General features: G+C 69.2%; 17 protein-coding genes and 1 tRNA gene. 10 read left to right on the top strand and 8 right to left on the bottom strand.

All coding sequences use genetic code 11. The features are described 5' to 3' along the window. Nucleotides 1-4 precede the first annotated feature (4 nt). On the top strand, nt 5-760 hold the full coding sequence (locus tag HAV18_RS30995) for a Mut7-C RNAse domain-containing protein (protein ID WP_166963703.1): 756 nt from the start codon (nt 5-7) through the stop codon (nt 758-760). A 76-nt stretch (nt 761-836) separates the two neighbouring features. On the opposite strand, the gene HAV18_RS31000 is transcribed toward HAV18_RS30995, so the two are convergent. After that, complete coding sequence (locus HAV18_RS31000; RefSeq protein ID WP_166963705.1) at nt 837-1,073, bottom strand: hypothetical protein; 237 nt, start codon at nt 1,071-1,073, stop codon at nt 837-839. A gap of 361 nt (nt 1,074-1,434) precedes the next feature. On the opposite strand from HAV18_RS31000, the gene HAV18_RS31005 reads away from it, so the two are divergent. Genes HAV18_RS31005 through HAV18_RS31020 form a run of 4 tightly spaced genes read left to right on the top strand, consistent with a single transcriptional unit; the run spans nt 1,435 to nt 5,693 of the window. Further along, a complete protein-coding gene (locus tag HAV18_RS31005) occupies nt 1,435-2,640 on the top strand; it encodes an efflux RND transporter periplasmic adaptor subunit (RefSeq protein ID WP_166963706.1) in 1,206 nt (401 codons plus the stop codon). A gap of 7 nt (nt 2,641-2,647) precedes the next feature. Beyond that, nucleotides 2,648-3,346, top strand: coding sequence for an ABC transporter ATP-binding protein (locus HAV18_RS31010; protein WP_027788609.1), 699 nt, complete (start codon nt 2,648-2,650; stop codon nt 3,344-3,346). Between the two features lie 21 nt (nt 3,347-3,367). Further along, nucleotides 3,368-4,522 carry an ABC transporter permease gene (locus HAV18_RS31015; RefSeq protein ID WP_166963708.1) on the top strand — a complete coding sequence of 385 codons (1,155 nt, stop codon included), beginning with the start codon at nt 3,368-3,370 and terminating at the stop codon, nt 4,520-4,522. A 4-nt stretch (nt 4,523-4,526) separates the two neighbouring features. Continuing rightward, complete coding sequence (locus HAV18_RS31020) at nt 4,527-5,693, top strand: ABC transporter permease (RefSeq protein WP_166963710.1); 1,167 nt, start codon at nt 4,527-4,529, stop codon at nt 5,691-5,693. A gap of 13 nt (nt 5,694-5,706) precedes the next feature. On the opposite strand, the gene HAV18_RS31025 is transcribed toward HAV18_RS31020, so the two are convergent. From HAV18_RS31025 to HAV18_RS31035, 3 genes are all read right to left on the bottom strand, one after another. Next, the gene (locus HAV18_RS31025; protein WP_166963712.1) at nt 5,707-7,038 is read right to left on the bottom strand and encodes a carotenoid oxygenase family protein; all 1,332 of its coding nucleotides are present in this window, start codon (nt 7,036-7,038) and stop codon (nt 5,707-5,709) included. A gap of 15 nt (nt 7,039-7,053) precedes the next feature. Then, nucleotides 7,054-7,680 carry a DUF2239 family protein gene (locus tag HAV18_RS31030; protein WP_166963714.1) on the bottom strand — a complete coding sequence of 209 codons (627 nt, stop codon included), beginning with the start codon at nt 7,678-7,680 and terminating at the stop codon, nt 7,054-7,056. A gap of 124 nt (nt 7,681-7,804) precedes the next feature. Further along, complete coding sequence (locus HAV18_RS31035) at nt 7,805-8,536, bottom strand: glutathione S-transferase family protein (RefSeq protein ID WP_166963716.1); 732 nt, start codon at nt 8,534-8,536, stop codon at nt 7,805-7,807. A 40-nt stretch (nt 8,537-8,576) separates the two neighbouring features. Here HAV18_RS31035 and HAV18_RS31040 point away from each other — a divergent pair, with 40 nt between their 5' ends. The 3 genes from HAV18_RS31040 to HAV18_RS31050 all read left to right on the top strand — a co-directional run bounded on the left by HAV18_RS31040 (nt 8,577) and on the right by HAV18_RS31050 (nt 12,579). Next, nucleotides 8,577-9,551 (top strand): LysR family transcriptional regulator, encoded by a 975-nt coding sequence (locus HAV18_RS31040; RefSeq protein WP_166963718.1) that lies wholly within the window; start codon nt 8,577-8,579, stop codon nt 9,549-9,551. Nucleotides 9,552-9,778: 227 nt separating this feature from the next. Beyond that, nucleotides 9,779-11,119, top strand: coding sequence for an MFS transporter (locus HAV18_RS31045; protein WP_166963720.1), 1,341 nt, complete (start codon nt 9,779-9,781; stop codon nt 11,117-11,119). A gap of 62 nt (nt 11,120-11,181) precedes the next feature. Continuing rightward, a complete protein-coding gene (locus HAV18_RS31050) occupies nt 11,182-12,579 on the top strand; it encodes an enolase C-terminal domain-like protein (RefSeq protein WP_166963722.1) in 1,398 nt (465 codons plus the stop codon). 82 nt (nt 12,580-12,661) lie between these two features. Here HAV18_RS31050 and HAV18_RS31055 read toward each other — a convergent pair whose 3' ends face one another. Continuing rightward, nucleotides 12,662-13,651, bottom strand: coding sequence for an arginase family protein (locus HAV18_RS31055; protein WP_166963724.1), 990 nt, complete (start codon nt 13,649-13,651; stop codon nt 12,662-12,664). 80 nt (nt 13,652-13,731) lie between these two features. Between HAV18_RS31055 and HAV18_RS31060 the strand changes: the two genes are divergently transcribed. Continuing rightward, on the top strand, nt 13,732-14,400 hold the full coding sequence (locus HAV18_RS31060; protein ID WP_243771798.1) for an ABATE domain-containing protein: 669 nt from the start codon (nt 13,732-13,734) through the stop codon (nt 14,398-14,400). Nucleotides 14,401-14,556: 156 nt separating this feature from the next. Further along, the gene (locus tag HAV18_RS31065) at nt 14,557-14,868 is read left to right on the top strand and encodes a hypothetical protein (protein WP_166963726.1); all 312 of its coding nucleotides are present in this window, start codon (nt 14,557-14,559) and stop codon (nt 14,866-14,868) included. Between the two features lie 117 nt (nt 14,869-14,985). Here HAV18_RS31065 and HAV18_RS31070 read toward each other — a convergent pair. The 3 genes from HAV18_RS31070 to HAV18_RS31080 form a co-directional block, all read right to left on the bottom strand. After that, a tRNA-Ala gene (locus HAV18_RS31070) sits at nt 14,986-15,061 on the bottom strand. A 66-nt stretch (nt 15,062-15,127) separates the two neighbouring features. Beyond that, nucleotides 15,128-15,490: a c-type cytochrome gene (locus tag HAV18_RS31075; RefSeq protein WP_166963728.1), complete on the bottom strand. Its 363-nt coding sequence runs from the start codon at nt 15,488-15,490 to the stop codon at nt 15,128-15,130. Next, nucleotides 15,487-16,284 carry a BON domain-containing protein gene (locus HAV18_RS31080; RefSeq protein WP_166963730.1) on the bottom strand — a complete coding sequence of 266 codons (798 nt, stop codon included), beginning with the start codon at nt 16,282-16,284 and terminating at the stop codon, nt 15,487-15,489. Before HAV18_RS31080 ends, HAV18_RS31075 begins: the two co-directional genes overlap by 4 nt.

A 16,284-nucleotide genomic window follows, 5' to 3' on the forward strand; every position in this document is an offset into this window, starting at 1 on the left:
GCGCATGGCGACCGCGACCTTCCGCTTCCACGACGAACTGAACGCGTTTCTCCCGCGCGCGCAGCGCGACCGCGCGTTCGGGCACGCATGCGCGCGCGATGCGACGGTGAAGCACGCGATCGAGGCGCTTGGCGTCCCGCATACCGAAATCGGCCGGCTGTGCGTGAACGACGTGCCGGCCGCGCTCGACCGGCCGCTCGACGACGGCGACCGGGTCGAAGCCTTTCCGGAGCGCGCGCAGCCGGCGGCCTGCAGGGCCGCCGCGCCGCCACCGGCGCAATGGCGCTTCGTCGCCGACGCACATCTCGGCGGCCTCGCGCAACTGCTGCGCCTCGCGGGCTTCGACACCTGCTACGACAACCACTACCGCGACGACGAGCTCGTGGCGCTCGCCGCGCGAGAGGGCCGGATCGTGCTGACCCGCGACCGCGAGCTGCTCAAGCGGCGCGCGGTCGAGCGCGGCTGCTACCTGCATGCGCTGCAGCCGGCCGACCAGCTGCGCGAACTGTTCGAGCGGCTCGATCTCGCGCCGCACATGCGCCCGTTCCGGCTGTGCCTGCGCTGCAACGCCCCGCTGCATCCGCTCGACGCGGCCGCTGCCGCACCGCGCGTGCCGGCCGGCGTCCGGCAGCGGCACCGGCGCTTCGCCGCGTGCGACATCTGCCGGCGCGTGTTCTGGGAAGGCTCGCACTGGCGGCGCATGCGCACGGTAGTCGACGCGATGCGCGCGCCGCCGCCGGCGGGCGTTTCCGGCGCCTGAAAAACAAAACCCCGCATGCCGAAACATGCGGGGTTTCTCGACTGGCGGCCGGCGATGCCGGCCCCGGGCGAAGCGCTTAGTTTGCTGCGCCTGCGTCGTTCGTGCCGGCTGCCGATGCGGCGGCGGCCTTCGCCTTGCCCTTGGCCGAACCGTGTTGCTTCAGCTGGTGCTTCGGCTTGCTGTGATCCTTCTTCATCGGTGCGGCAGCGGGAGCCATCGCGCCTGCCGGCGACGACGCGGCTTCCTGTGCGAATGCCGAAACCGATGCGAGTGCGAATGCTGCGGCGATGATCGAAGCGAGCGTCTTCTTCATTGTTCTTCCTTTAGCGGAGAAAAAATCAAACGTACCGGTAAGTAAAGATGCGAGGCATTCGCATCGGAGCCCCAGGCCGCGAGGCCGGCTTTCGCCGTTCCGTCGAGACAAAACCTGACGCACTGGTTCCATAACGCATCGTGTTCGCGGCAAGTTGACACGTTGCTTGCGTCCCTCGGGTTTCCCCGGGGGCGAGCGTGTGTCCCGGTCCCGGCGAGCGGTCCGGCAGCCGCCGTGGCGGCGCGGCAAACCCGCTCGCGCGCCATCGGGGCGACGCTTATACTGGCGTCCATCCGTCCCTTTCCCGGGGAAACCGGATCGCGGCCGGTCGCCAGACCGCCGCCGTCTCGAGGCGCTCAAATTGCCCGATCACAATCTGGACAAACTGAAGATCGACCGGCGTCCGCTCGCACCGGCGCCCCGCCGGCGCCGGTGGCTCCGCTATGCGGTCGCCGCCGCGATCGTCATCGTCGCGATCGCCGCCGGCCTCACGCTGACCGGCCGGCCGGCCGTCGACACCACCACCGTCACGTCCGCCTACCCGTACCAGAACGACACGCAGCTCAATGCGACCGGCTACGTCGTGCCGCAGCGCAAGGCCGCGGTCGCATCGAAGGGCCAGGGGCGCGTCGAATGGCTCGGCGTGCTGGAAGGCACGCGCGTGAAGAAGGACGAAATCATCGCGCGACTCGAAAGCCGCGACGTCGAGGCATCGCGGGCGCAGGCGCTCGCCCAGGTGAAGGTCAGCCGCGCGAACCTCGGCGTCGAACAGGCCGAACTGAAGGACGCCGAGATCGCGTTGCGCCGCACCTCGGCACTCGCGCCGCGCGGCGCCGTGCCGGCCGCGCAGCTCGACACCGACACGGCCCGCCTGAACAAGGCGCGCGCGTCGGTCGCGAGCGACCAGGCCGCGATCGCGTCCGCCGAGGCCAACGCGCAGGCCGCGCAGGTGGCGGTCGACCAGACGGTGATCCGCGCGCCGTTCGACGGCATCGTGCTCGCGAAGCACGCGAACGTCGGCGACAACATCACGCCGTTCTCGTCCGCGTCGGACAGCAAGGGGGCGGTCGTGACGATCGCCGACATGGACACGCTCGAGGTCGAGGCCGACGTCGCCGAATCGAACATCGCGAAGATCCGCGCCGAGCAACCGTGCGAGATCCAGCTCGACGCGCTGCCCGACACGCGCTTCGCGGGCCGCGTGTCGCGCATCGTGCCGACCGTCGACCGCTCGAAGGCCACCGTGCTCGTGAAGGTGCGCTTCGTCGACCGCGACGACCGCGTGCTGCCCGACATGAGCGCGAAGATCGCGTTCCTGTCGAAGCCGGTATCGGCGCAGGACCGGCAGCCCGTGACGGCCGTGCAGGCGAGCGCGGTCGTCAAGCGCGACGGCCGGCCGGTCGTGTTCGTCGTGAAGGACGACGTCGTGCACGCGACGGCCGTGACCGCCGGCATGCGGATCGGCGAACTCGTCGCGATCCGCGGCGCGAAGCCCGGCGACACGGTCGTGCTCGCGCCGGGCACGAAGCTGAAGGACGGCGCGAAAGTGACCGTCGCGAAGAAGTAGCGCACGCGTGAACGACGCCCCGCCGCCCCTCGTCGAGCTCAGCCACGTCGCGAAGTCGTACCGGCGCGGCAACCAGATCGTGCCCGTGCTGACCGACATCACGCTCGACATCGGCGAAGGCGACTTCGTCGCGCTGATGGGGCCGTCCGGCTCCGGCAAGAGCACGCTGCTGAACCTCGTGGCCGGCATCGACCGGCCCGACAGCGGCGAGCTGCGCGTGGGCGGGCTCGACATCTCGCTGCTCGCGGAGGCGCAACTGGCCGAATGGCGCGCGGCGAACGTCGGCTTCATCTTCCAGTTCTACAACCTGATGCCGGTGCTCACGGCGTTCGAGAACGTCGAGCTGCCGCTGATGCTCACGCACCTGTCGCGCCGCGAGCGGCGCGAGCGCGTCGAGCTCGTGCTCGACATGGTGAACCTCGGCGACCGCACGAGCCACTACCCGTCCGAGCTGTCGGGCGGCCAGCAGCAGCGCGTCGCGATCGCGCGCGCGCTGATCACCGACCCCGTGCTGATCGTCGCCGACGAGCCGACCGGCGACCTCGATCGCGCGTCGGCCACCGACGTGCTCGCGATGCTGCAACGGATGAACGCCGAGCTCGGCAAGACGATCATCATGGTGACCCACGACGCGCACGCGGCCGGCGCCGCGCGCTCGCTCGTGCATCTGGAAAAAGGGGAGCTGATCGATGGGCACGCCGGCTGACCGGCTGCGGGAGCGCGCGCGATGTACGTGCTGAAGCTGATCGCGCGCAATGCGCTGCGGCACCGGCTGCGCACGCTGCTGACCGTGCTCGGGCTGACCATCGCGGTGCTCGCGTTCGGGCTGCTGCATACGGTGGTCGACGCGTGGTACGCGGGCGCGGCCGCCGCGTCCAGCGGGCGGCTCGTCACGCGCAACGCGATCTCGCTGGTGTTTCCGCTGCCCGTGAGCTACGAGAACCGGATCCGCGGCGTCGAAGGCGTGACGGCCCTGGTCCGCTCGAACTGGTTCGGCGGCATCTACCGCGACCCGAAGAATTTCTTCGCGAGCTTCGCCGTATCGGACAACTATCTCGACCTGTATCCGGAATTCATCGTGCCCGAGCAGCAGCGCGCCGACTACAACCGCGACCGCCGCGGCTGCCTGGTCGGGCGCCAGCTCGCGGATCAGTTCGGCTTCAAGGTCGGCGACGTGATTCCGCTGAAGGGCACGATCTACCCGGGCACCTGGGATTTCGTCGTGCGCGGCATTCTCGACGGCCGCGACGAGTCGACGATCACGCGCCAGCTGGTGTTCCACTGGGACTACCTGAACGAGACGGTGCGCCAGCGCACGCCGAAGCAGGCCGACCAGGTCGGCCTGTTCGTGCTCGGCGTCGCGAACCCGGACGACGGCGCGTCGATCGCGCGCAACGTCGACGCGGTGTTCAAGAACTCGCTCGCCGAGACGCTGACCGAAACCGAGCAGGCGTTCCAGCTCGGTTTCGTCGCGATGTCGAACCAGATCATCGCGGCGATCCGCGTCGTGTCATACGTGGTGATCCTGATCATCATGGCCGTGATGGCCAACGCGATGGCGATGAGCGCGCGCGAACGCACCGCCGAATACGCGACGCTGAAGGCGCTCGGCTTCGGCCCCGGGTTCCTCGCGCTGATCGTGTTCGGCGAATCGGTCGTGATCGCGGTGGCCGGCGGCGGGCTCGGGATCCTCGCGACCCCGCCCGCCGCGAGCCTGTTCAAGCAGGCGGCAGGCGGCATCTTCCCGGTGTTCAAGGTGTCGACCGAGACGGTCGGGCTGCAGGCCGCGTGCTCGGTCGCGGTCGGCTTCGCGGCCGCGATCGTGCCGGCGTGGCAGGCGGCGCGCGTGCGTGTCGTCGAAGGCCTGCGGGCGATCGGATAAGCGCATGGCGATCCCGCTCAACTACATCGCGCGCAACCTGTGGACCCGGCGGCTCACCACCGCGCTGACCGCCGGCGGGATGGCGCTCGTGATCTTCGTGTTCGCGACGGTGCAGATGCTCGACGCCGGGCTCACGAAGACGCTCGTTTCGACCGGCGAACCCGACAACGCGGTGGTGATCCGCAAGGGCGCCGAAACCGAGATCCAGAGTTCGATCGACCATCAGCAGGCCAATGCGCTCGAGATGCACCCGGCCGTCGCGCTCGGCCCCGACGGCCGGCCACTCGTGTCGAAGGAAGCGGTCGTGCTGATCTCGCTCGTGAAGACGTCGACCGGCAAGCCGTCGAACGTCGTGATCCGCGGCGTGTCGCCGGCCGGGCTCGCGCTGCGCCCGCACGTGACGCTCACGGCCGGCCGGATGTTCACGCCCGGCTCGTCGGAAATCATCGTCGGCAGCGCAATCGCGAAAGGCTTCAGCGGCACGCAGCTCGGCGACAGCCTGCATTTCGCGCAGCGCGACTGGACCATCGTCGGCATCTTCGACGCGGGCGGCAGCGGTTTCGATTCGGAGATCTGGGGCGACGTCGACCAGCTGATGCAGTCGTTCCGGCGCACCAGCTATTCGTCGATGGTGCTGCGCATCCCGAGCGCCGACGGCTTCGCGCGCTTCAAGGCCGACATCGACGTCGACCCGCGGCTGACCGACGAGGCGAAACGCGAGCAGACCTTCTATGGCGACCAGTCGAAGGCGCTGTCGAAGTTCATCAACATCCTCGGCATCACGCTGTCGACGATCTTCTCGATCGCCGCGATGATCGGCGCGATGATCACGATGTACGCGTCGGTCGCGAATCGCGTGGCCGAGATCGGCACGCTGCGCGCGCTCGGCTTCAAGCGCACGAACGTGCTCGCCGCGTTCCTGCTGGAAGCGCTGCTGCTCGGCTTCGTCGGCGGCGTCGCGGGGCTCGCGTGCGCGTCGCTGATGCAGTTCGCGTCGTTCTCGACGACCAACTTCCAGACCTTCGCGGACCTGTCGTTCCGCTTCGTGCTGACGCCCGCGATCGTCGTGAAGACGCTGCTGTTCTCGCTCGTGATGGGGCTCGTCGGCGGGTTCCTGCCGGCGATGCGCGCCGCGCGGCTGAAGATCGTCGACGCGCTGCGCGCGCAGTGACGCGCGCCGCCGCTCAACGCTCGCGCGGCACCCACGCGCCGTGGAACCCGGCCGGCACGCGGCGCGGCAGGTGCACGGTCGCGACCGGCCCCGCGTCGATCGCGCGCGCATCGAGGATCACGACGTCGCTCGTGTCCGTCGCCGCGCGGTAGACCATCACCAGCAGCCAGCCGTCGTCCTCGTCGACACCGCCCGGGCGCGGCACGAACACCGGCTCGCTGTTCTGGTCGCCGGGCGGCACCGCGTAGCGCGTCGTCGTGCCGCTCGCGTGGTCGAAGCGCATCACGCCGCGCATTTCCGCATGGTTCGGCTGCTCGACCGCATACAGGTAGCGGTAGCCGCGCCCCGTGCGGCTTTCGTTGATGCGCGGCATCTCGATGCCGCCGTCGGCGAGCGGCCCTTCGTCGATCAGACCGTTCGCCGTATCGATCACGTAGCGCCACAGCTCGCCGACCGGGTTGTCGGCGAAGCGGCCCGTGCGCGCGTCGAGCCGCAGGAACCACGGATAACGCACCGCATCGAGCACGATGCACGATTCGTCGCAGTCGTACGCGTTCACGACGTGCTGGATGAAGCACGGCTCGATGCCGAACCAGCGCACCGCGCCGCCGTGGCGCGGGATCACGCCGATGCGCGCGGGCCGGTCGTCGTGCCAGCGCAGCGGCATCCGGTGGCCCTGCTTCAGCAGCGAGAAGTCGTAGCCGACGTTCAGGTCGAGCAGCAGGCTACGGGTTTCGGTAATCGCGAGGTCGTGCATCATCGACGGCGCGTTCAGGTCGATCTCGACGTCGACACGCTGCACGCCGTGCGCGTCGATCACGCCGTAGCGCAGCCACGGCGCGCGCCAGTCCGCGCGGAACGTCATCAGCTCGCCGGTCACCGGATCGACCTTCGGGTGCGCGGTCATGCCGCCGTCGAAGCCCGCATGTCGCGCCGGCACGCCGAGCGAATCGAGTTCGGCCGTGATCGCGAGCGGCGCGCCGCCCTCGGCCAGCGCGAGCAATTCGCCCGCATGCTGCAGCACGTTCACGTTCGGATTGGTGTCGGGCAGATGCCGCGCCTGCTCGGGTGCATACACGGCGGCCCAGCGCTGCGTGCGCGCCCAGCGGTTCCGGTAGCCGGTCGCGCGGCCGTCGTCGAACGCGAGCGCGTGCAGCATCGCGGCTTCCGGCCACCACGACAGCATGTCGTTGCCTTCGAAGCGGCCGCCCGGCGGATTCGGGCCGTTGCGCAGCAACGTGCCGCAGAGTTCGCGCGGGATGACGCCCGTCACGCGCAGGTCGACGAGATCGACTTCGTCGGCGACCGGCGCGATCGCGCCTCGGTTCAGGTCGAATACGGTCATTGCGTCGGTGCTCCGTCAACAGTCTTCGGCGGACGGCGGCAGGTCGCCGCACGCCAGGGCGAGCGCATGGTCGCGCACGTCGTCCGGCCAGCCGGCGGCCAGCTCGGCCAGCCGCGCCGGATCATTCGCATACAGCGCCCGTGCGGCTTCCTCGAAACCGGGCAGATTGCCCGCCATCGCCGACATGAAGTGGTAGGCGCGGGTTTGCGCGTCGCGGTGCCGGTCGGCCGCCGCATGTGTGCGCCGCGCGTCCTCGACGAGCTTGCGCAGCGCAACCGACGCGCCGCCCGGCTGCGCGCCGAGCCATTCCCAGTGACGCGGCAACAGCGTGACCTCGCGCGACACGACGCCGAGCTTCGGCCGGCCGCGGCCGCGCTGTTCGCCGGCGCCTGCGGGCTCGCCGGCAGCCCCGGACGCGTCGCCTGACGGCGGCGCATAGCGCGCGCGGATGTCGTCCTCGGTGCCGCGCAGGTCGAGGTCGACCGAGCGGCCCGTCGCGTCATCGAAGATCAGGATCGTGCCGGGCATTGCGTCGCCGGCTGCCTGCCGGACCGCGAGTGCGACCGTCGCGAGCGGGCCCGACGCAAGCCGCCGGTGGCCGTCGAAGGCCGTGTATGAAGGGAGAAGCGTGGAGGTTGTCATCGTGGTCACCCGGAGGCAGGAATCAGAATGACGCTATTTTTATCCGGGTATTAATTGGATGTCAATATTATCCGGGTAAAAAAACATCCCGCACGGATTCCCCTTCGGGCAACCGCGTTGCCGGTCAGGCCGCCCGGGCCGGAGCCGCGATGCCGCGTGCGCTTGCCAGCACGTCGTCGAGCGACACATGCCCTTCGAACGCCAGCGACGCCGGCAGCGGCAGGTTTTCCTCGATCGCGTGCGCGAACTGCACGCCCGCATCGTCGGCAAGCCGTGCACGCAGTGCGGCGATGCGCGGGAACGCGCCGCGCTCGAATACCGCGTGATAGTCGGCCCAGCGCGCGATCCCGGAGAAGTACGCGTCGGCCAGCGTGCGCCGCGCACCCAGCAGCCACGGGCCATCGTCGCGCTCGAGCAGCGCCTCGAGCTGCCGGTGCGCCTTCAGCACCTTGCCGCGGCCATAAGCCTGCAGCGCCGCTTTCTCCGCGCCCTCGGTGTCGTGTTCGTACACGTACCAGAGCGCGCCGAACGCGTTGAAGAACGTCGTGTTCAGCCACGCGAGCATCCGGTTCAGCCGGTCAAAATCCGCGCTGCCCTGGCGAAACGCGAGGCCGCTGTCGAGCACTTGCGCGCCGACGTGACCGAGGATCGCGAGGCTTTCGGTCAGCACCTCGCCGTTCGCGGTCACGAATGCCGGCGTTTCGGCGACCGGGTTCAGCGCGAGATACGCGTCGCTCGTCGCGACGCTCGGCATCGCGATGCGCGACAGCCGGTACGGGCGGCCAGCCCATTCAAGCGCGACGATCGAGCCGAACGAGCAGCCGGCGGGAATGCCGTAGAGAAGGATCGGGGACATCGGGAGGTTCCGCAGAAGTTGAACGAGCAGTCATGCTCCCATGGCGAACGATGGCGCAGTAGCCGCTAAAATTGAAACCCGTCGTTTCTTCATGTGGACGCTGAAAGTGAACCTGAACGATCTCTATCTGTTCGTGCAGGCGGTCGATGCGGGCAGCATGTCGGCGGCCGCGCGCCGGCTCGGCCTGCCGAAATCGACGGTCAGCAAACGCGTGGCCGAGCTCGAGCGCACGCTCGGCGCGCGGCTCGTGCATCGCACGTCGCGCAGCTTCCGGCTGACGCCGGTCGGCACCGAATTCTTCGAGCATGCACGCGCGGCCGTGATCGAGGCCGACAGCGCGCGCGACGCGGTACTGCGGCAGGCCGCCGAACCGGCCGGCGTCGTGCGGATCACGAGCTCGGTGCCGGTTGCGCAACACATCCTCGCGCCCTGCCTGCTGGCGCTGGCCGTCGCGCATCCGAAGCTGCTGCTGCAGGTTCATGCGAGCGACCGTCTCGTCGACATCGCGCAGGAAGGCTTCGATATCGCGGTGCGCAGCCATTTCGCGCCGCTGCCCGATTCCGCGCTCGTGCAGCGGCCGCTCGCGACGTCGCCGATCATCGCCGTGGCGTCGCCGGCCTATCTCGCGCGTGCCGGCATCCCGGACGAACCCGCCGATCTCGCACGGCACGACGGCCTCCACCCGGGCCAGCAGCCGTGGCGGCTGCAGCGTGGCGACGACGCCATCGACGTGGCGCCACGCATCCGGCTGCAGGCCGACGAATCAACGTTGTTGCTGCAAGCCGCGACGGCCGGCCTCGGCATCGCGTGCCTGCCCGACTGGATCGCCGGCGCCGCGCTCGCGTCGGGCGCGCTCGAGCGGGTGCTGCCCGGCTGGCGGGCCGGCACCGTCACGACGACGCTGCTGATGCCGCATCGGCGCGGCCAGTTGCCCGGCGTACGCGCCACCGTCGAGTTTCTTGCGGCACACGTCGCGGCCCACCACGGCATTGACCCGGACGACGCGCGCGCGTGAGCGAAGCTTGCCGCGACCCGCGCGTCGCGGCCGATCGATTCAAATGCTGAATCGATCAAGTCAGTAATTGGCATGAAAGCGCAAATTTCGCCATGACAGAATGATCCGGACGCCCTGCCCACCGGCATCGGCGTCCGGCCTCCGGCCGGCAGCACCCACACGAATAGCGCGCGCACCCGACGCGCCTGCCGCACGACGGCACCTTCCGCCCTTCGGAGGAGACAGTCATGAATCCGCTTCACGCGCTGCCGGCGTCCGCGTCGGCAACGGCCCGGCGCACTCGCGTGCGCTGGCTGGTGCTGGCCGTCCTGTTCGCGGTCACGACGATCAACTACGCGGATCGCGCCGCGATCGCGATCGCGGGCCCGAGCCTCGCCCGCGCGCTGCACCTGAGCCACGTGCAGATCGGCTTCATCTTTTCCGCGTTCGGCTGGTCGTACGTGGTCGCGCAACTGCCGGGCGGCTGGCTGCTCGACCGCTACGGATCGCGCGTGGTCTATGCGTTCAGCATCTTCTTCTGGTCGCTGTTCACGCTGCTGCAGGGGACGATTGGCTTCTTCGGCGGCGCGGCCGCGTTCGCACTGCTGTTCGGGCTGCGTTTCCTGGTCGGCGCGGCCGAGGCGCCGTCGTTCCCGGCCAACAGCCGGATCGTGTCCGCGTGGTTCCCGGCCGCCGAGCGCGGCACCGCGTCGGCGATCTTCAATGCCGCGCAGTACGCGGCGACCGTCGTGTTCGCGCCGCTGATGGGCTGGCTCGTGCACGCGTTCGGCTGGCAGTCGGTGTTCGCGGTGATGGGCGTGCTCGGCTTCGCGTTCGTCCTGGTGTGGAACCGCACGATGTACGACCCGAAGGACCACCCGAGCATCAACCGCGCGGAACTCGACTATCTCGCCGAAGGCGGCGCGCTCGTCAACATCGACCAGGCGACGGGCGGACGCGACGGCGGCCCGTCGATGCGCCATGTCAAGGCACTGCTGAGAAACCGGATGCTGATCGGCGTGTACGTCGCGCAGTACTGCATCAACGCGCTCACCTATTTCTTCATCACGTGGTTTCCCGTCTATCTCGTGCAGGCGCGCGGGATGTCGATCCTCAACGCGGGGCTCGTCGCGTCGATCCCGGCCGTGTGCGGGTTCCTCGGCGGGATTCTCGGCGGCATCGTGTCCGACGCGCTGCTCAAGCAGGGCCGCTCGCTGTCGGTCGCGCGCAAGGTGCCGATCGTGTTCGGCATGCTGCTGTCGATGTCGATGATCGTCTGCAACTACACCGATTCGCACGTGCTCGTCGTGCTGTTCATGGCGCTGTCGTTCTTCGGCAAGGGGCTCGGCGCGCTCGGCTGGGCCGTCAACGCCGACACCGCGCCACGCCAGATCGCGGGGCTGAGCGGCGCGCTGCTCAACACCTGCGGCAACCTCTCCAGCATCACGACGCCGATCGCGATCGGCTACATCGTCGACCGCAGCGGCTCGTTCAACGGCGCGCTCGTCTATGTCGTCGCGCACGCGCTCGTCGCGGTGATCTGCTACCTGTTCGTCGTCGGCGAAATCCGTCGCGTCGAGCTTCATTGAACGGCGCGGGCCGCGCCGGCGCAGCCGGCGGCCCGTGCACCACCGGAACCAGGAGCGAACCGATGTCCGAATCCCGCCGTGCCGGCACCCCGCACGTCACGCGCATGCAGGTGATTCCCGTCGCCGGCCGCGACAGCATGCTGCTCAACCTGTGCGGCGCGCATGCGCCGTACTTCACCCGCAACCTCGTGATCCTCGACGACAGCAGCGGGCATACGGGCGTCGGCGAAGTACCGGGCGGCGAAGGCATCCGCCACGCACTCGAGCGCATGACGGACCTCGTGGTCGGCCAGTCGATCGGGCGCTATCAGGCCACCCTCAACGCGGTACGCGCGGCGCTGTCCGGCGCGGGCGCGGGTGCGGGCCGCACGATCCGGCACGAGGCGACATCGGCCGGCGAGGCGGCGGTGCTGCGCCAGCCGCACGAGATCAACCTGCGGCTCGACAACGTGATCACCGCGATCGAGGCGGCGCTGCTCGACTTGCTCGGGCAGCATCTCGACGTGCCCGTCGCCGCGCTGCTCGGCGAAGGCCAGCAGCGCGACGCGGTGCCGATGCTCGCCTATCTGTTCTATATCGGTGATCGCGGCCGCACCGACCTGCCGTATCGCGACGAGGCGCAGGCGCGCTCCCCGTGGTTCCGGCTGCGCAACGAGGAAGCACTCACGCCGGCCGCGATCGCAAGGCAGGCGGAAGCCGCCGTCGAGCGCTACGGCTTCGCCGATTTCAAGCTGAAGGGCGGCGTGATGGCCGGCGCCGACGAGATGGAAGCGATCGCCGCGATCAAGGCGCGCTTCCCCGATTCGCGAACGACGCTCGACCCGAACGGCGCGTGGTCGCTCGACGAGGCGGTCGCGCTGTGCCGCGGGCAAGGCCACCTGCTCGCGTATGCGGAAGATCCGTGCGGGCCGGAAGGCGGCTATTCGGGCCGCGAGGTGATGGCCGAATTCCGCCGCGCGACGGGGATCCCGACCGCAACCAACATGATCGCGACCGACTGGCGGCAGATGGATCACGCGGTGCGGCTGCAGGCGGTCGACATTCCGCTGGCCGACCCGCATTTCTGGACGATGCAGGGCTCGGTGCGGCTCGCGCAGTTGTGCCGCGACTGGGGGCTCACATGGGGCTCGCACTCGAACAACCACTTCGACGTGTCGCTCGCGATGTTCACGCACGCGGCGGCCGCCGCGCCCGGCACGATCACCGCGATCGACACGCACTGGATCTGGCAGGAAGGCGACGCGCGGCTCACGCGCGAGCCGCTCGAGATCATCGGCGGCAAGGTGGCCGTGCCGGAGCGGCCGGGGCTCGGGATCGAGCTCGACATGGCGCAGGTCGAGGCCGCAAATGCGTTGTACAAGGAGGTCGGCGGTACGGCGCGCGACGATGCGGTCGCGATGCGGTATCTCGTGCCGGGGTGGACTTACGATCCGAAGCGGCCGAGTTTCGGGCGGGGGTGACGGGAACGGGCGACGGCGTCGCCGGTTCGTCATCACGCCCGGACGCAGCCGCGCGAGGGCCCTGCCCCGCCCGGCCACGGCTTCATCCACGCCGAGCCGGCGGGGCGGCGGCGCATCGCCCGATACTGCGCGCGATGCGATCCGCATAGGCGAGACCCGGATCGAGCCCGGGGTCGTAGATGGTGAAGTCGATCCCCGCCACACGGCCCGATGCGACAAGCGGGCCGAGCAGCGCATCGAGCCCGTCGAAATCCAGCCCCGGTGAACCGGGCGAATCCACGGCCGGCAGTTGCGACTGATCGAGTACGTCGAGATCCACGTGCAGCCATGCCTGCCCAAGCGCGCGCGCACCCAGCCAACCGACCAGTTCGGCCGCGACGGCCGCGGGCCCCCGCGCCAGCAACTGCCCGATCGTGATGCGTGTGATCGCCGTGCGGGCAATGTCGCCGTAAGTGGTCTCGAAGTCGCCGGATTCTGATTCGCGTTCTCCCACCTGACAGGCGTCGAGATCGTCGACGAGCGGGCCGTCCAGGTCCGGCCAGTCAGTCAGCAGCGGCTCCCCTCGCCCCGTCGACAGCGCGAGATCCATTCCCGCCACGGAACCGAGCCGCTTCGCCGTGTCGTAGTTGCCGGGATGGAAGAAATCGCTGTGGCCGTCGACATGCACGAGCCCGTTGCCGCCCGCGCGACGGTTTCCCAGCAGGCACCCGAGCAGGACGCTGCAATCGCCGCCGAGCACGATCGGAAACGCCTGCCGCCGGCGCGCGTCGGCGACGCGCCCGGCCAGCTCGAGCGAGAAATCGCGGATCGCCGTGCCGTTGCCGATGCGGGTTCCGGACTGCGGCGCGAATGCATAGGCGGGATGCGCGAGCCGCGTCACACCCGCCCTGACGTGCTCGGCAAGACCGGTCGCCAGCAGCACGTCCGGGGCGCGCCAGGTCTCGGGTTCGAGACCGGCCGCGTTCGGCCGAAGGCCGAGGCTGCTGGGCGCGACGATGAATTCGACCGGCCGGGCGCCGCCGGTTTGCGAAGGTCCGGCCTGCAAGCCGGGTGATGCGGTCTGCGTCGCCATGCGTTCTCCTCGCGCAAGCATCCGTTGCCGAATATACTAACCTTTCAAATAACGATCAAAGGTTAGCATCAATTTAACCCATGTCCAACATTTCACCGGTTATGGAAGCGCATGCGTTCGAGGCCCGCGATTTCATCGGCGGCCACCCCGTCCTCGACTTCATCAATACGGTGACGGGCCGCGACCAGGCGCCCCGCGACTGGCTGCCGGATTACAACGCCTATCTCGCGTGGTTGACGCGATCGGCGCTCTTTCCCGCCCCCGACCTGGCCCGGCTCGCGGCCCACGCGGCCGAAGCGCCGGCCGTGGCCGAGCAGGCGCTGCGCGACGCGAAGCGCCTGCGCGAAGCCCTGTTCGGCATCGCCGGTGCGCTCTCGCACGGCGCGCCGGTGGCTGCGGCGGATCTCGAGACGCTGGAGCGCGCATGGAAGCGCGCGATGAGCGGCCGCCGGCTGATCGCGACAACCGCACGGATCGAATTCGGCGGCCCGGCCGATCCGGCGGACCTGCATCTGCCGGCCCACCGGCTCGCGCTCGATGCCGTGAAGCTGCTCGAGGCGTTACCCGACGGACGGCTGCGGATGTGTGCGGGTTCGAATTGCGCATGGCTGTTCATCGACAGCTCGAAGACGGGACGCCGCAAGTGGTGCGACATGGCGACTTGCGGCAACGTGGCAAAGGCACGGCGGCACTATCGAGCGGTCAGGCACGCGTCGGCCGGATCGGGCAGCCACGACGAGCCCGAGTGACGGCGACACGCCGCTCGCGTCGCCCCCGATGCGTGCGGCTTGCGGTGGAATCCCGGTTGCCAAACACCGGAAACGCCCGCATCCTGCCGGCTGCCTGAACCTGCGCGCGCGGCGAGCGGTTCGGCACTTCCGTCCACTCAAGAAGAAGCGCCCATCATGTCGTCTCCCGACCCAACACCGCGACAGGTCGTCCTCTTCGTCCTGTATTCGGTGCTGTGCCTGCCCGCGAGCATGACAGTCGCCGGCTATGTCGCGACCCGGATGGCAAACAATGCATCGAGCTTCGAAGGCGGCACGGGGTATGCGACGTTCTGGTGGATCATCCTGCTGACCTGCGCGTGCTACGCGCTGTCGCTCGTCATCTTCGCGCTGCTGCGCAAGAGAACCGCGATTCTCGCGGCCGTCACGGTGGGGTTCGCCGTGCTGTCGGTGCCGACGTTCAGGTTCATTTACGAGTTGGCGACCTAGGCGCGGCGAGCTTGCGCGTCACGTCGAAAGCAGCGCACCCGACGGTGCCGCCCACGATCGCCGCGGAACCCAAAAACAAAAAGGCCCGATCTTGCGATCGAGCCTTTCGAATTCCGTTGGTGGAGCGGAGGAGGATCGAACTCCCGACCTTCGCATTGCGAACGCGACGCTCTCCCAGCTGAGCTACCGCCCCAACAGTCAACCATCATACACACGCATTTCTGCGCTTGGCAATAGGGGTTGGGTCACCCCCGAAGCGTTACTTTGACGGCGCGCCAGCCAGCACCCATTCGACCACCGAACGCACGTCGGCGTCGCTCATGCGCGGATGCGCGGGCATCGGAATCGCGCCCCAGACGCCGGCGCCGCCCTCCTTCACCTTCTTCGACAGCTTGGCCACGGCCTGCGGATCGGCCTTGTAGCGGGCGGCGATATCCTTGAACGACGGGCCGACGAGCTTGCGGTCGACCGCGTGGCAGCCCATGCATGCGTTGCCGCGCGCCACCTTCAGGCCGTCGCCGACATCTGCGTGCGCGGCACCCAGCGTGCCCGCCACGAGCGCCGCGGCCGCGGCGCCCTGCACCATCCACTGTTTCAACTGCTTCATCTGCATGCTCTTCATTGGGACGGCGCCTTCGGGTTGCCCGGGTGCACGCTGGACGAATTCGAGATCGGTGCCGGCGACTGCAGCGGCGTGGACTGCACCGACGTGTCGGGCACGGCGCCCACCGTCGCGGCATCCGCCGGCGCGGCGGCCTGCGCGCCGGACGCGCCGCTCGCGGGCGACGCCGCCTGCAGCGCCTGCGCGTCCTGCGGCTTCACGTACTGGAACACCTTCACGACCTTCTCGACGCCGGGCACCTGGCTGGCGGCTTCCGCGCCGCGATTGCCCTCGTCGACCGTCACGAGCCCCATCAGGTAAAGGTTGCCGCGCTCGCTGACGACCTTGTAGTAGTTCGCCGAGATGCCCTTCGTCGCGATCAGCTCGGACTTCACGCGCCCTTCGAGGTACGAGTCGTTCGCGCGCGACGACAGCGACGACGCCGGCTCGACCGACAGCTCGTTGACGATGCCGTTCACGTTGTTGATGGCGCGCACGATTTCCTCGGCGCGCTGCTTCGATGCATCGTTCGGGACTTCGCCCGTCAGCAGCACGCGGCGGTTGAACACCGTCACGTTCACGTGCGACTGGTCGGGCAGCCCGTTGTTGATCTGCGTGAGCGACTTGACCTGGATCTCGCGATCCTCCGTCTGCGCGCCAAGCGTACGGCGGTCGGTCGCGACCAGCGCGCCGCCACCGGCCGCTGCGCCCACGATCCCGAGCACACAACCCTGCAGCGACACGGCGAGGCCCGCCGTCAGCGCAGCGAGCAGCGTGGTTCTGACGAGCGTCTGTTTGACGCGGCTTTGATTCAT

Source organism: Burkholderia sp. D-99, assembly GCF_011605345.1.
Taxonomy (GTDB): domain Bacteria; phylum Pseudomonadota; class Gammaproteobacteria; order Burkholderiales; family Burkholderiaceae; genus Burkholderia.